We start from the raw sequence: 14528 nt of genomic DNA on the forward strand, positions 1-14528 counted from the left end.
TTGGCTGCCATCATTGGATGGTCGACGACCGTATCTTATTTCACCCCGAGAGGTCAGCCTAAGGTAACGAACAGTTATCCGGGTTAAATGCTACCGGACCACGGCGGGAGCCAGGCGGCGAGGGCAGGGGGAGCGGTGATCGCCAGCCAGCCGGCAATGGCCAGATAAGGGCCGAAGGGGATCTCGCGCTGGCCGTCGATACCCTTGAACGGCGCCTGAATCAATAAGACGACCAGCGCAGCGATGGGGGCCAACAGCAGCGTCGTCACCAATGCCTCGGGGCCACCCCAAGCACCAATCAGCGCAAAGAGCTTGAAGTCGCCATAACCGAGTCCATCGATGCCACGCAGCCATCGATAGGCCATGTTGATCATCCAGAGAGACGAATACCCCAACGCCGCTCCCAAGATGGCCAGAGTAGGGGGGATGAAGTCGGTGCCTACGCTGACAAGCAGCCCCAGCCATAGCCCACCCAGCGTGAGCCGGTCCGGCAGCAGATGCGTTTCGAAGTCGATGACGGCCATCGCGATCATCAGCCAGCTCAGGACCAGCATCGCGCCGGTGAGCGGTTCGACGCCGAAACGCCAGACGATCCAAGCGGTGACAAGCGCGGTGAGTACCTCGGTGAATGGATAACGCGCCGAGATCGGATTGCCGCAGTCCCGACACCGCCCGCGCAGGATCAGCCAACTGAGGATGGGAATATTGTCGCGGATGCGGATGGCGTGTTGGCAGTCCGGGCAGTGCGACCCCGGCCAGGCGATGCCGGGCGGGGCCGGGTCGTCGCCGGCAGGCGCGGTATCGGTCTGGCGGGCCTGATGCTCGACCTGCGCCGGCAGGCGGGCAATCACCACATTGAGGAAACTGCCGATGAGGGCGCCGACCAGCGCCGCGGCGATTATCAAAGTAAGCATGCTACCCGGGACTCAATTGGCGAGCTGAAATGTCCATACTTCATTGCCTGACCCCGAACATTGTGTATCGTTTAAGCCGCTAACGTTGCCGCTGATCTGAGGATTTCCTCTAATGCAGACGTTTGCGTTCTCTTTGATATCGAATCTGACATTGCCACTGATACCCGGATTAACCAACTCAAGGTAAGCGCCGTCTTCAACAATCAAATCAACAGTCCCGGAGAGGCCCGGATTAGTCATTATAACAGTCGTTTCGGTTGTGATAAGTATAACTACCTTACCACTGACAGCCGGATTTACGAGTTCGACATTCGTGTAAGACTTTGTTTCGTTCCCACTTAGTGCGATGTTGTCCTTTTTTTCCAGATCTCTCCCGGTCGAAATACCGCTTGAATCATAAATGAATCGGTATCCCCAGCGGCCATCCGCCCGATCAACGGTAGCGGTATAGCTATTTGAGCCGTTGTCCGTCAATTTAGCTTCGTCAATTAGTGACTTGAGATCTTTACTGCTGCCCTCGGAATCGCGACCATCGATCAGTGCGAGTCGGTAGGAGTCAGCAACGCCAATGCCGCGGTCCATCTGCACTGCCTCGGTCAGACTTACGGTCTGCTGTTGCAGGATGGCCAGAAGGCCCGCGGTAACCGCGCCAATACCGGCGATCACCACCACTGCCATCAGCAGGATGCTGCCTTGTTGGGTGGATTGACCCTGTTGCGATCGATCAGGCATCAGTCATCAGCCGTCCCTTTTGAACGCCCGAACCTCTGAGTCATTCAGAGTCAGTTCGTACAGGCGCAGGTCTGCGCGTTCGAGGTCTGCGGGTTCCAGTGCTTCGCACTCGAACATACGCACGTCCGAGGCAATAACGTTGTCATCCAACATAAGCGTTCCATTCTCATTGCGTTCATACACGCGCTCATCGCCATCCCGGTTTAAGGTTAATACACCTTCCCCACAACCACTGATCTCGGTGCTGTCGTCACTCAGCCGGATGTCCTTGGCCATTCGGCTGAGTGCGTGCTCGATTTCGGAGTGCTGCGCAGCCGCATCGCTGACGTCCGCGCGGGCCTGTATCAAGCTAATCAGTGGTCGCGCGATGAATGCACTCAGAACGCCGAGGACCAGCAACGTGATGACGATCTCGATGAGCGTCAACCCGCGAGAGTGAGCAACATAATTCATCTTCATCGAAATGAGGTATGTGATTCACGACGGAACGCGTCACTGCGCCGGGGTTGTGGGTGAATAGAACGGAGCGCCGCAGTATCAATCGTCGTCGTCGTCATCGTCATCGTCGTCATCGTCATCGTCGTCATCGTCCTCGTCGTCATCCTCGTCCTCATCCTCGTCATCTTCGTCCCCGTCCTCATCTCCGTCGCCATCCTCATCGTCTTCGTCGCTGTCATCCGACGAATCGCGCATTGGTAAGACCACGGAGATCGTCCGCTCACCTCTGACGGTAAACCGGAACTGCGTTGCCGGTTCATCATCCACTTCGACATTACGGCACTCGAGCGTGAAAGGTGACTGCTCTGCCACCGGGCAACCGCTACGGAGAAGCGCTCCAATGTCGTCATTCGGCGACCAACCATCCAGCGTGCTCGAGTCGGGGATCGATTGCCAGTTATCGGAACAGCTCTCATAGGGCTCGGGTTCCTCATCCTCCGGCGTGGCCCAACCCCGTGTTTCGTGGATCGCGAGAAAGGTCTCGTAACAGCTGGTCGCCTGTCGGACATCGGCCGCGAATCCGCGGTTGGTTTCATTAATATTCAGCCCACCGACGAGCAGGGATGAGATGGCGGCGGCACCCAGCGCGATCAGCGCAAGCGTGATCACAATTTCGATAAGCGTCACACCCGCGTGGCGTCGACGGCCCGTCAACCGCTCTTTCATGGGCAGGGGCCCTCGGAAATCCGGCGGGTTTTCGATGTTACGCAGACCATGAGGACGGAATCGCCATCGCCCACCTCAATTTCAGCATCGTCGTCGGGGGCCTCTGGAGCATCATCCTGCTGGTACGAAAACGCCACTTCTTCGGGAGTTACCGTCACAGGCGCGGCTGCGGAGGCTAGATCCGCGGTCACTGTCGATGCATCTTCTGGCGGCAGCCGATAGAGTGCCTCCGCACGGGCACGGCGGAGTTCAGCAATGACCGCATCCCGTGCCTCAATGCGATCGGCGAGGGCGTCTCCGGCAAAACCGAACTGCCTGAACCCCAGCGTCGCCAACACCCCCAGCACACCAATCACGAAAACGATCTCGATCAGCGTCAGTCCTGCCTGCCGGCGCATCAGAACGCCGAGCTCATCTGCCAGATCGGCATGAATATGCCCGCCGCCAGGACGAGCACCAGCAGGCCGATGAACCCGATCATGATGGGCTCAATGTAAGACGGCAGGCGCTTCAGGTCCTCATCCACTTCGCTTTCATAAAAGTCCGCGACCTGATCCATCAGGTCGGCGAGCTGGCCGGTCTCCTCGCCGACGGCAAGCATTTGTAAAACCATTGGGGTGAAAAGCCCGCTGCGCTCGCAGACCGTATGCAGGCTCTCGCCACGCTCGATGCCGCTGCGCAGCCCGCGGATGCCCTGGCTGACATAGGCGTTATCCGTGGCATCGGCCACGGTGTCGATGGCGGTGAGCAGCGGGACGCCGGCGCGCAGCGCCATGGCGAAGGTGCGGGTGAACCGCGCCAGCAGGGCCCGGCGCATGACCGGGCCGGCAATGGGGATGCGCAGCTTGAACCGATCCCATTGCAGGCGCCCGGTGTCGCCACGCAGGTAGTAGCGCAGTAGCAGGACGCCGGCCGCGGCAGCCACCAGCATCGCCACGCCGTATTGCTGAGTGAACGACGAGGTGGCGAGGAGCGCGCGGGTGGCGAACGGCAGCTGGGTATCGAGGCTTTCGAACAGATCGGCGAAGGTCGGAATCACGAAGACATTGACCACCACAAAGGCGCCGAGGATCGCGATCAGCACAAATGTGGGATAGCGCAATGCCGACTTGATACGCTCGCGGGTCTGGCGTTCCTGCTCGAGGTTGTCCGCCATCTGGGTGAGCGCGCTCTCGAGCTGCCCGGACTGCTCGCCGACGCGCATCATATGAATGAAAAGCGGCGGGAACACATCGCTGTGCTCGTTCATGCTGTCGGCCAGTGCGGTACCGCCCTCGAGGCTGCCCGCGACGGAGTTAAGCGCCTCTTTGGGCCGCTCCTGCTGGGCGTTCTCCGCCAGACCGCGCAAAGCGCGGATCACCGGGACGCCGGCATGCAGGAGCGAGCGGAGGTGGCGGGCGAAAATGATCAGATCATTGAGCGGAATGGGTCGTTTGAGATAGCGGGCAATGAGCTGTCCGACGTCGGTGCTCGCACTCAGCTTCTGGCTGTCCGACTGCTGCAGCGACAGCGGTGTCGCACCCAGATCAAGGACATAGGCGGCGGCGCGGGACTGGTCCTCGGCGTCGACCTCGCCCTGGATGAGCTGGCCCTCGCTGGTGCGGGCCCGGTAGTTGAAGCGTGGCATGGTTATTCCGCCTCGCCGATGCGCTCGCCGAGCACGCGCACGACCTCGGCGACGTTGGTTTGACCGTGCTCGATGAACTCAAGCGCCATGCCCACCAGGGGGACATAGCCGGACGCGGACTGGGCGCGTTCAGCGAACGCCGCCACGTCGCGCTGGCGCAGCGCCTGACGCATGCCGGCGTCCACCTCCACGAGCTCGAAGAGCCCGATGCGGCCACTGTAACCCGACTGCTCGCAGAGGGGGCAACCGCGGCCTTCGTGGATCACCAGCCCGTCGGGGTCTGAGTGGCCCGCCCTTGTCAGCCAGGCGATTTCCTCCTCGTTGGCGGGCCGCGTCTCGGCACATTGGCTACACACGCGCCGGAGCAGGCGCTGAGCCAGCACACCCCGCAGCGCGGCGGCGAGCATGAACGGTTCGATGCCCATATCAAGCAGGCGGTTGGCGCTTGAGACGGCATCGTTGGTATGCAGGGTCGAGAGCACGCGGTGGCCGGTGATGGCCGCGCGCATGGCGATATCGGCGGTCTCGCCATCGCGGATCTCACCGACCATGACGATATCGGGGTCCTGGCGCAGCGAGGTGCGCAGCACGCGGGAGAAAGTCAGGCCGATCTGCTCGCGCACCTGCACCTGTGTGACCCGGTGCAGCGCGTATTCCACCGGATCTTCCACGGTGATGATCTTGACCTCAGCCGTGTTCATCTCGCTGAGGGCGCCGTAGAGCGTGGTGGACTTGCCCGATCCGGTGGGCCCCGTGACCAGGATCAGGCCATTGGGGATGGTCATCAGTGAGCGGAAGCGCGCGCGCAGGTCCTCTGCCATCCCGGTCTGATCGAGCGATGAAACCGCCGCGCTCTGGTCGAGCAGTCGCATGACGACGCTCTCGCCATGTTGCTGGGGCAGGGTGGACAGGCGCACATCGATGCGCCGGCCCTGGACGCGGGACTGGAATCGCCCGTCCTGGGGCAGACGCCGCTCGGTGATGTTGAGACCGGCCATGAGCTTGAGCAGCGAGACAAGCGCGTTCTGCATATTGCCCTGTCGCACGAGCCGCTCGTGGAGGATGCCATCCTTGCGCGTGCGGATCCGCAGTTCCTTTTCTTCCGGCTCGATGTGGATATCCGAGACGCCCCGCTGGATGGCGTCTTCCATCAGTGTTTTCAGCAGGCGCACGGCGGGCGAGCTGGCACGCCCGGTGCCGACGTTGAGGTTGGTGAGATCGATCTCGTCGCTGCTCTCGATCTCCTCGGTGATCTCGTCGGCAATGCTCTCGAGCTCATCCGTGCGGGCGTAGACCATGTTGATGGTATCGATGATCTCCTGCCGGCCGGCGAGCCGGAACTCCACGGGTTTCGGCAGGATTCGCTCCACCTCGTCGAGGGCCATGATGTCGCCCGGGTCGTCGGTGGCCACCACGAACTTCTCGCCGGTCTCCTCGAGGATCAGGGCCCCGAACCGCCGCGCCGCGTTCTCGGGCAGCTGCTGGGCGACCTCTTTGTCCACCCAGTACTTCGCCGGGTCGGCGGTGCGCACGCCGTAATGCTCGGCGAGCACGGTATTGAGGTCGCTCTCGGCGAGCCGCCCCATCTGCACCAATGCCTCGCCCACGGCCAGGCCGGTGCGCTTCTGCTCATCGAGTGCCGCTTTCAGATCCGCTTCGGAGATCAGCCCGCGTTCAATGAGCTGATCCCCCAGCCGTTGCGGGCGTTCAGGTCGGGCGGTAGCCATGGCGGTCAGTCTCCATAGGGCAGGGCAAAGTCCCGGAGCGCCTGGTGCCGGTTGCGGGCATAGTCGAGGATGCGTTGATCGACATCGGGATATTCAAGCAGATCACTCCAGGCGCTTCGCGCAGGCTGGGTGCGCCCGAGGCGATCCAGACAGAAGGCCTCGCCAAGGACCCAGGTGGGGTTGTCCGGCTCGACACGGCGCAGGTCGGCATATACGGCCGCGGCCTCCGAATACTGCCCGGTCTGGCGGTAGAGCGCGGCCAGATTGGCGGGGATGTCGGTGGTTGCTGCGTCTGCCGGCGGGCGGATCGCCTTGAGGGCACGAATGGCCGTGGCGGGATCATCATTCTGCTGCGCCACCCGTGCCAGCATGCGCGCCGTGGCCAGATCGTCGGGCACCCGCTCCAGGCCTGCGGCGAGCACCGCCTGCGCCCGGTCCAGCCGATCGGTCACGATCAGGATCCGGGCGTATCCGCGTCGCGCGACGAGCAGTGTTGGGTCGAGGGAGAGCGCTTCACGAAAGTAGCGCGCGGCGGTGAGCAGTTCGTCGCCCTCAAGCGCCCGCTGGCCGTCGTGAAAGCGCTCAAGCGCCCGGGCTTCGGCGGAGACGGTGGACGGCGAGCGTTGCATGTCACCGTTCTGACCCAGCGCGGGCGTGACGAGACCCAGGGCCGTCAGGGCGGCCATCAGGGCCATTGCGTAGCAGCGGGCGTTCATAGCATGGCCTCCCGCTGGCGCTCGAGGGCGCGTTGCCAGGTGTCATCGCCGATGACGGTGGGGCGCAGCAGAATCACGAGTTCGACCTTTCGCGAGACCTGACGCTGGCGGCTGAACAGCAGATCCAGCGGCGGAAAGTCGCCCAGCACCGGCACCGAGGCATCGGTACTTTCCTCGCGCTGCTCCATGAGCCCACCGATAATGATCAGGTCACCGTCTTCGGCACGGACAATGGAATCGGACTGGCGCACATCACTGCTCGCCAGATCAAAGGTCACGGTCTCGCCCTCGGCGGTCTGCACCGTGCGCGGCACATCGGTGACGTTCGTTACCGATGGCTGGACATGCATGGTGACCGAGCCATCGCCATCGATGCTTGGAGTCACATCCAGCGAGATGCCGGAGAAAAACGACCGGAACTCCGGGTCAACCGTGGTCTGCGCCGTGTCACCGGTGGTGGTGGTGTCGAGGTCGACACCCGTCTGGAAGAACGTGTCGGTGCCCACCTTGATCAGTGCCTTTTGATTGTTCAGCGTCGATACCCGGGGCGAGGAGAGCACCATGACGTCGCCCTGTTCATCGAGGGCATCGATGGTCACATCAAACGATCCATCGCGCAGGATCCCCAGCTCGAACAGGCCGCCGATATCGGTGGGGGAGGTCAGGGAGACGTCCACCTCGGTGTCACCGGCGCCCGCGTTCTCTGCGGTGTTGTCGCGCGAGAGCACTTCCCAGTCGATGCCCGCCTCGAACTCGTCATCCAGCGTCACCTCGACGATCCGCGCCTCCAGGATGACCTGGCGGTTGACGGTCGTCTGCAGCCCATCGATGAATGTCTCCACCTGCTCGAGGGCCTCGGGCGTCGCCCGGACCACGACGGCGCCGGCTTCGGGGCTCGTCACTACGCGGGCGCGGTCGCCGGTGTCCGCTGCAGGCGCCGGACTGGACGGTTCACCGCTTGTCAGGCCGGCGAGTGGCGGCAGGGCGGTGCCTTGACCGGCATTGGCATTGGCATCGGCTGCAGGCGCGCTGTCGGCATTGGTCGATTCACCCTCCTGCGCCTGACCGGTGATGATTTCCTCGATGGCCGCCTCGACGTCGCTCCACAGCCGCGAACTGCTTCGCGTGGTCAGGTTGCTGCCACTCACCTGATTGTTATTGGATTCGTCCGTTTCCTCGGACGACTCGATTTCGCCGCCGGCGATACTGGTCCCCGAGAGTCCCTCGCGCTGGACATTGATGTAGTGCAGCTGGAACACGCGGGTCTCGAGCACCGAGGGCAGGACCATGTATGCCCCCTGGCTGCGGCGGTAGTGATAGCCATAGCCCTCGCGCAGGATCTCCATCACCTCCGGGACGGATACGTCGCTCAGTTCCAGCGAAATGCTGCCCTCGACATCGGGGTGCACAAGGACGTTGTACGGGGTGTGGGCGACGAGGCCGTGGTAGAAGTTCGCCACCGGGACCGCATCCGCACTGATATCGAAGCGCGGCTCAGTCACGGGGGCGGGCATCTCGCCGTCGAGCGGCGGTGGCTCGAGCATGGCGTTGGCCGCCGCCGGCAGGGGCGGCGGCTCAGCGCCCGCGGCCGCACCGGCCTGCTCACCGCCGAGGGCCTCGGACAGGGCGAGCGCCTGATCCTCCGCCGACATCTCGCCCCGGTTTGCACAGCCCGCTAAAAGCGCAATGGCAAGCACTGGCAGCAGGGCCTTTTTACTGTTCATTATTGTTTGATTCCCTTGGCGTGTCGCCCGGCCGTTCCTTGACGACGTCATGCTTGTAGACCCGTGCGGTGCTGGGCTCTCCATCCCTTTCAAACCGCACCTGATCCATTGTGATGGATTCGATGGTACCGCGTTCGGTGCGCTCGCCCTTCTCGCGGCGATTGCCCCCGATCAATGCCGCGCGCTGCCATTGACCCTTTTTGAGGCGCTGGATGACGGCGTTGGGTGACGCCGGCGCCGGATCGGGTGATGTCTGTTCGGATGCGGCGTCCCCATCGGTTGATTCGTCCGCCCCGAGCTGCGTCTGCGCCTGCTCAAGGGCGCGCAGCAGTGCATCCGGCGGGGCGGTCGGATCGTTCAGGGTCTGCGCCTGGACTGATAGCGCGGCAACCGCCAGCAGCAGGGCGCCGACGCCGGCTGATAGTCTGTTATTGATCGGAACCTCCCAGCGCGTAGAGATCAAACCGCACCGTCACCCGCGCGGTGGGGTGTTCGATGACGGCATAGTCGAGCACGCGCCAGACCAGCGGCACCGACAGCGCCTCGAGCCGCGAGAGCAGGGAGACGGTCTGAGCGAAGGTGGCCTCAAAGACCAGGCGCAGCTGGCGATGATCGACATCCATCGGCGGTTCATCGGTGTCATTGCCTGTGCCGGGGCCTTCGCCCATCTGGCGGTCGAAGCGGATGACGGTGAGCGCCGGCTCATCCTCGAGCGTTGACTCGAACGCTCGCAGCGCCTTGGTCACGGGCATTGCGGCGAGGAAGTCGAGGGCATCACCCGCGCCGCCCCCGGGCAGGCTGGCGATGTCGGACTGCAGCGCCTCGATCTCGGCGCGCACGGCCGCGTCCGGCGACTCGAGATCGGCGATCTGCTGGCGGACCGTGTCGGCCGTGGTATCGAGCTGGGTGATTTCCGAGCGCACCGCCCTCTGCTGGGCGGCCGTGTCGGCGAGTCTCGCCGACTGTCCTGAGAATATCGCCATCTGCCAGATCAGCGCGATCACGATGAATGCTCCCACACACACAAGGACACGCTCACGGGGCGTTCTCCCCGCGAGCCACTCGTTCACCTGGGTCACGCGCTGCGTGATCGATCGCGCGCGCGTCATCCAGCGCATCCGCAGACTGCTCCCCATTAGTCGTTGTTATCTCTGGAAGTTTCAGTCTCGCGACTGGTGTCGGGCTTTGCAACCGCCCCACGGCCGCTGATCACGAAATCGTGGGTGATCAGGCCCCCGGCGGTTTCGGTGCGATTGTCGATATCCACGCGCTGGGCGGACCAGCCGTTCAGTGCGGGCTCGCGCTCAAGCCGGGCGGCGAAGGCTTCGGCCTGAAAGGGCTGAAGGGTCCGGCCGCGGATCACCATCTGCTCGGGATTGATCGAGACCTCGCGCAGCCAGACCGCTTCGACCCGTGCGTCGCCGAGTGCGACCAGCGGATCGGCAAATCCCCCCGTCAGGGTGGTCTCCACATCGTCAAAGGCGCTCAGGGTCTGCTCGTAGGCGTTGTAGCGTTGCTGGAGGGCGTCGCGGCGCGCCACCAGCTCCGCCGATGGCTCGGCCTCGCGTCTCTGCGCAAGGGTCTGCTGCAAGTCGCTGACCTGCGATTGTAGATCCGATCGCTCGGCCCTTGCCGTTTCCAGTGCCGCCTCGGTCTGGTGGACTCTGAACGCCTGGCCGGCACTGATCAGACCCAACGCCAGCACAGCCAGTGCGGTGGCCGTCATGAGCCGATCCGGCGCGGTCAGGGACCGATCCTTGGCCGGTGGCTGATAGATGGACGCGTTATCCGGCAGCGCCGCGTCCATTGTGCCCGCCACGGCCAGCATGCCCTCGGGCGTTGCCGCCGTGGCCCGGGTTGTTTCATCCGCCGGTGTCACGTTGGGGGGAATGGCGAGGATCTCGGCCTGAACATCGAGGGCCTCGGCCAGCGCGTCGCGGAGCGCGTCCATCCCCGGGGCATCCGGGCCGATCAGTGCCTTGCTGAGCGGCCGGTCAGAGAGGCGTTTGTTGAAGTTGGTTGCGGTGCGAACACACTCACTGACCAGCTGATCGGTCTGTCGATCGTCGATGCCGTTGTCGCGATCAATGTCGATCGTGACCGTGCGTGAGAGGTAGAGATGATCCCCCCGCGCAATCGCCACGCCGGTGCTGCGCTGCCCGATGAAGGCGGTCATGATCGGCGGGGCGTCAGCGTGCGGCGCGCTGGCGTCGGAGGCATCGATATCCTGGTTGGCCAGGGTGATCAGTGCGGTCTCGCGCGGATAGACGCCGCGGAGGTCAAGGCCGGCCTCGAGGACGGCCCCTGTGAGTTGATCAAGCAGGCTGCGCGACATGATGGTCGCGCGAACAAGGGTCGGTTCCGTGTTGCCGGCCTCTCGATCGTTTTTAAGCCGCACGCCGGTGGCGACGATCTCGTTGCTCGACAGCACGCCCGGGGGCGTTACACGCCAGGGCAGGGCGGCCCGCAGCTCGTTTTCCGCCACGCCGGGCAGATCGACGAACTGGGTGTCGTAGTCATTGCGACTGAGCGTGACGTAGGCCGGCAGGCCTTTGATGTCATACTCACTAACCCATTGGGAGAGGACCCGCCGGGCATCGTCCCGCGTACAAGCCTGGGTGATGCAGGTCTCAAGCCGGCCCTGATCGACCGCCAGAACGGAGAGCGTGATCGAGGACTGGGCAAAATGAATGCCGACCCGGCGCTGCGGAGTCGGCATTCTGCGGGCACGGATGCGATTAAGCATGTTCATATCGGACATCCGTGTCGTTTTCTGGGGCAGTCAGATCTAACCGAGCCTATCCTGCTCCAGCTGGACAACGATTCGTTCCTTAGTTAACACCGAAATCGCATGTTTCCTGTCCAACAGTATTGTCGCTGCTGTTGTAAGTCGGGATCGTGATGTCCACGCTCGGGTCGAGACTACTGCCGATGGTAAAGCTACTAGCCGAAAGTGCTGGCGAGGCGGTTGTGAAAGTGGTCTCGCAATCCGCCGTTGCCCAATTGACGCCACTGCCGGGGTCTGTGTCGTCGTTATCTTCATTCCCGTTAGCGAGATCGCTCGCGAAAGCATTCCCAAGCTCGCTTGAAACCACTGCCGCTGTTCCGTTGAGGTCCGCCTCTTCCTGCAACCCAGTCAGCTGCGGGACGGCAATCGCTGCAAGCGCACCGAGGACGGCGAGCACGATGACGAGTTCGATGAGGGTAAAGCCACGCTGGAGGCGTGTGGTCTTGCTGTGACGTGCGGTTGAGAGCGACTTAAGACTAAAGCGCATTGGGGGGTCTCCAAAATTGAACGAAAATGAGCATTGGCGGCATTCGCCAACACACGTTCTTTTTGCCCCACCCTTCAACCCCGAGTGCGAAATATACCCTTCACACGAGTAATACACAAGGAATATCAGGACCTTGCTCCCTGTGATGCGGATCAGCCGGAATCGTTCAATCGGCGTTGCAGATCGACACGAATCCGCTCGACACGGTCGAGCAACGCCGTGGCACCGGCATTGTCACCGGCCGATGAGCGCGCCGCAGCGGTGGCCTGATAGAGGGGGATCGGGCGCGTGCGACGCCCATAGTCAAGGGTGACCCCGTCCTCGAGCAGCTCGCGGGCGGCGCGCTCGTCACCCTGCGCCCGCAGCCAGGCCACGTAATTAAGGCGCGCCGAGACTTGTCGTGGGTCAAGCGACAGCGCCCGCTCAAACGCTTCGCGCGGATCACCCTCGGTCAGATCCGGACAGGCCCGGCGCAGCTGACCACGTATGGCCGGCGTGCGGGCGCGGAGTGGATTGCGCTCGGCCGCCCGATCAAGTAGCCGCATCGCTTCGCTGGCAAGCGAGGCCCGGAGTTCGGGCTCATCCTCGGGGACGCGGCGGAGCAGGCGCTGATACAGCACGGCGTGATGCAGCCACGGTGTGTCCGCGTTGCCCCAGCGCTGCTGGGCGGTCTGGAAGGCCTGCTCGGCCGCCTCGAACTGGCCCCGGTTCATCGCCGCGACGCCCTTGTCCATTAAAAGCTGCGAGGCGCCCGTGAGTCCGATGCTCACCGCGATAAGCGCGAACACACCCATGCCCGCGATGAGGCTCAGCGGCCGTCGCCAGTTCGGCAGGCGCAGGTTGACCACCGGGCCGCCAGGCGCCAAACGTTCAAGCTCGGCAATCAAAAGGAATGCGGGGATGAGCACGCTGGGCATCTGCAGCTGATAGCTGAAAAGCCCGTGGATGCTGAGCCCCGTCAGCCCGGCAAACGCCGCAAGACTCATTGCCCGGACCGCATCGTCATCCCCCACGGATGTCCGCGCCCGCAGGGTCGCGGCAAATCGATGGATGCAGGCGCCGATGATGCCCAGGACCAGCACCAGGCCCACAACGCCCCGCTCGGCCCAGAACTGCAGATAGTCATTGTGGGCATACAGGCCGGCACTGCCATCGCCCGGCGGGCGGATGCCCGCATAGGCCAGCCAGAATACGTCGGGTCCGATGCCAAGCCACGGCGCCTCGCGGATCAACGACCAGGCGCCGGCCCACTGCAGAAACCGCACCGCGCCCGCCTGATCGGGGGCTGCAAGCGATCCGATGCGCTCACCCAACAACCGGCCGGTGCCAAGGCCCAGTACGTTCACCAGCCAGGCGCTGAGCAGCGCCGTCACAAAGATCCCGCCAATCAGTGCCAGCGAGCGGCGTTGAGCGCCCAGTGTGTAACCCGCACCGACCAGCACGACGGTGAGTACCCCGACCCCGGCAAGAAATGCGGCGCGGCTGCCATCGATGCCCACCCCGAAGACCAGCGCGAACATGACCGCCAGCAGGCCATGGTGCGCCCGCGGGGTGCCGAGCAGCGTGCCACGCCCGGCGAGCCAGGCAACCGCGGCCACCGGCCACAGCGCGTTTAGGAGGGTAGCCGCCGAGTTGGGGTTGGCGAAGAATGCCGTAGGCCGATGACCGGTAAAGAATTGCCCGATCATGAACGCCGCCATGGCAACACCGGCGATAAGCAGGCCGGCCGGTAGAATCGGGCTGAGACGGTCAGCGGCGGGCGCCGTGACGATGCGCCACGCCGCATAGGCGCATGCCACTGATCCCATCGCCGCCAGATCGACGAAGGTCAGATACGGGACTCGGCTCCAGGTGACCGAGAGCGCGCTCCAGGCGATCAGTCCCAGCAAAAAAGCCCCCGCAGGCCCGAGTGGCCAGCGGCCCTCCGAAGGCCGGCGCGCCAGCGCTACGGCAAGCGCGATCAATGCGACGATCACGGTCAACGCGATGTAGGTCAGATCCTGCTGGTAATTGGCCTGATCGATGAGCGCGGCGGTGAGGGAGAGGGCGAGCACCAGTGCCGGCGCGAGCCAGCCGCCGCTACCCTGCTGTGGTAGCAGGTGTCTCACAAACGAGTGATTTCGAATTGAAGCGATTCCAGGACTCCGCCGTTATGGATGGGTATCAATATAAGTTTTATTGGCCGTATTCAATCCTTCACCAGCGCACAGGTCACAGAGGTAATGCCGCTATCCTTACTGCGACCTTCCGCATTGGGGACGCTGAATGTAATTGACCCCTCGGGAGCCTGAGCGGCCGGCACGACCTCGTACCCCGCCGGGATTTCACCAATGCCGTAGCCTCCGCGGTTATCGTCGGGACTGGCCAGACTACTCTCGGGGTCATTCAGCCTTTTACAAATTTGATCATCGCCGGTCTTGTTGACCATCCACTGATTCGGCCACCCGCCAGGCTCTCTGAGCTGTACGGCAAATGAATCTTCGGTCGCGCTGGCGAGTTCTGAAGCGAGCGCCTGAACCTCGACTTGGTGCCGCAGTTGCTGAACCTGCGGGATCGCAATGGCGCCGAGTACGGCCAGGATCGCGAGGACCACCACCAGCTCTATCAGGGTGAAGCCACCTGTCCGTTGTGTGCTCATTCGTCGATGCA

The 14528-nt window shown here is 63.5% G+C and carries 15 protein-coding genes; all 15 read right to left on the reverse strand.

The features are described 5' to 3' along the window. Positions 1-83: 83 nt before the first annotated feature. Complete coding sequence (locus BBH56_RS03555; protein WP_148121955.1) at positions 84-914, reverse strand: prepilin peptidase; 831 nt, start codon at positions 912-914, stop codon at positions 84-86. A 12-nt stretch (positions 915-926) separates the two neighbouring features. Beyond that, positions 927-1646, reverse strand: coding sequence for a hypothetical protein (locus tag BBH56_RS03560; RefSeq protein ID WP_148121956.1), 720 nt, complete (start codon positions 1644-1646; stop codon positions 927-929). Between the two features lie 6 nt (positions 1647-1652). Then, on the reverse strand, positions 1653-2105 hold the full coding sequence (locus BBH56_RS03565; protein WP_148121957.1) for a PulJ/GspJ family protein: 453 nt from the start codon (positions 2103-2105) through the stop codon (positions 1653-1655). 78 nt (positions 2106-2183) lie between these two features. Further along, a complete protein-coding gene (locus BBH56_RS03570) occupies positions 2184-2810 on the reverse strand; it encodes a prepilin-type N-terminal cleavage/methylation domain-containing protein (protein ID WP_148121958.1) in 627 nt (208 codons plus the stop codon). After that, positions 2807-3208, reverse strand: coding sequence for a pilus assembly FimT family protein (locus BBH56_RS03575; protein ID WP_148121959.1), 402 nt, complete (start codon positions 3206-3208; stop codon positions 2807-2809). Before BBH56_RS03575 ends, BBH56_RS03570 begins: the two co-directional genes overlap by 4 nt. Continuing rightward, the gene (locus BBH56_RS03580) at positions 3208-4437 is read right to left on the reverse strand and encodes a type II secretion system F family protein (protein WP_148121960.1); all 1230 of its coding nucleotides are present in this window, start codon (positions 4435-4437) and stop codon (positions 3208-3210) included. Before BBH56_RS03580 ends, BBH56_RS03575 begins: the two co-directional genes overlap by 1 nt. Before the next feature lie 2 nt (positions 4438-4439). Beyond that, on the reverse strand, positions 4440-6164 hold the full coding sequence (locus BBH56_RS03585) for a GspE/PulE family protein (RefSeq protein WP_148121961.1): 1725 nt from the start codon (positions 6162-6164) through the stop codon (positions 4440-4442). Positions 6165-6169: 5 nt separating this feature from the next. Beyond that, positions 6170-6880, reverse strand: coding sequence for a tetratricopeptide repeat protein (locus BBH56_RS03590; RefSeq protein ID WP_148121962.1), 711 nt, complete (start codon positions 6878-6880; stop codon positions 6170-6172). Further along, positions 6877-8604 (reverse strand): pilus (MSHA type) biogenesis protein MshL, encoded by a 1728-nt coding sequence (gene mshL / locus BBH56_RS03595; protein WP_157809079.1) that lies wholly within the window; start codon positions 8602-8604, stop codon positions 6877-6879. Before mshL ends, BBH56_RS03590 begins: the two co-directional genes overlap by 4 nt. Beyond that, positions 8594-9067 (reverse strand): hypothetical protein, encoded by a 474-nt coding sequence (locus BBH56_RS03600; RefSeq protein ID WP_148121964.1) that lies wholly within the window; start codon positions 9065-9067, stop codon positions 8594-8596. Before BBH56_RS03600 ends, mshL begins: the two co-directional genes overlap by 11 nt. Beyond that, positions 9033-9713, reverse strand: coding sequence for a type II secretion system protein GspM (gene gspM / locus BBH56_RS03605; RefSeq protein ID WP_157809080.1), 681 nt, complete (start codon positions 9711-9713; stop codon positions 9033-9035). Before gspM ends, BBH56_RS03600 begins: the two co-directional genes overlap by 35 nt. A 26-nt stretch (positions 9714-9739) precedes the next feature. Further along, complete coding sequence (locus BBH56_RS03610; protein WP_157809081.1) at positions 9740-11356, reverse strand: hypothetical protein; 1617 nt, start codon at positions 11354-11356, stop codon at positions 9740-9742. A gap of 79 nt (positions 11357-11435) precedes the next feature. Next, complete coding sequence (locus BBH56_RS03615; RefSeq protein ID WP_148121967.1) at positions 11436-11879, reverse strand: type II secretion system protein; 444 nt, start codon at positions 11877-11879, stop codon at positions 11436-11438. A gap of 152 nt (positions 11880-12031) precedes the next feature. Beyond that, positions 12032-13987: an O-antigen ligase family protein gene (locus BBH56_RS03620; protein ID WP_148121968.1), complete on the reverse strand. Its 1956-nt coding sequence runs from the start codon at positions 13985-13987 to the stop codon at positions 12032-12034. Between the two features lie 80 nt (positions 13988-14067). Beyond that, on the reverse strand, positions 14068-14517 hold the full coding sequence (locus tag BBH56_RS03625) for a pilus assembly FimT family protein (protein WP_148121969.1): 450 nt from the start codon (positions 14515-14517) through the stop codon (positions 14068-14070). Positions 14518-14528: the final 11 nt, after the last annotated feature.

The organism is Spiribacter roseus (assembly GCF_002813635.1).
Taxonomy (GTDB): Bacteria; Pseudomonadota; Gammaproteobacteria; order Nitrococcales; family Nitrococcaceae; genus Spiribacter; species Spiribacter roseus.

Bases quoted from the DNA above. Each gene is read 5' to 3' on its own strand.
- BBH56_RS03555 (WP_148121955.1), bottom strand. From the start codon at position 914: ATGCTTACTTTGATAATCGCCGCGGCGCTGGTCGGCGCCCTCATCGGC.
- BBH56_RS03560 (WP_148121956.1), bottom strand. From the start codon at position 1,646: ATGCCTGATCGATCGCAACAGGGTCAATCCACCCAACAAGGCAGCATC.
- BBH56_RS03565 (WP_148121957.1), bottom strand. From the start codon at position 2,105: ATGAAGATGAATTATGTTGCTCACTCTCGCGGGTTGACGCTCATCGAG.
- BBH56_RS03570 (WP_148121958.1), bottom strand. From the start codon at position 2,810: ATGAAAGAGCGGTTGACGGGCCGTCGACGCCACGCGGGTGTGACGCTT.
- BBH56_RS03575 (WP_148121959.1), bottom strand. From the start codon at position 3,208: ATGCGCCGGCAGGCAGGACTGACGCTGATCGAGATCGTTTTCGTGATT.
- BBH56_RS03580 (WP_148121960.1), bottom strand. From the start codon at position 4,437: ATGCCACGCTTCAACTACCGGGCCCGCACCAGCGAGGGCCAGCTCATC.
- BBH56_RS03585 (WP_148121961.1), bottom strand. From the start codon at position 6,164: ATGGCTACCGCCCGACCTGAACGCCCGCAACGGCTGGGGGATCAGCTC.
- BBH56_RS03590 (WP_148121962.1), bottom strand. From the start codon at position 6,880: ATGAACGCCCGCTGCTACGCAATGGCCCTGATGGCCGCCCTGACGGCC.
- mshL (WP_157809079.1), bottom strand. From the start codon at position 8,604: ATGAACAGTAAAAAGGCCCTGCTGCCAGTGCTTGCCATTGCGCTTTTA.
- gspM (WP_157809080.1), bottom strand. From the start codon at position 9,713: ATGACGCGCGCGCGATCGATCACGCAGCGCGTGACCCAGGTGAACGAG.
- BBH56_RS03610 (WP_157809081.1), bottom strand. From the start codon at position 11,356: ATGAACATGCTTAATCGCATCCGTGCCCGCAGAATGCCGACTCCGCAG.
- BBH56_RS03615 (WP_148121967.1), bottom strand. From the start codon at position 11,879: ATGCGCTTTAGTCTTAAGTCGCTCTCAACCGCACGTCACAGCAAGACC.
- BBH56_RS03625 (WP_148121969.1), bottom strand. From the start codon at position 14,517: ATGAGCACACAACGGACAGGTGGCTTCACCCTGATAGAGCTGGTGGTG.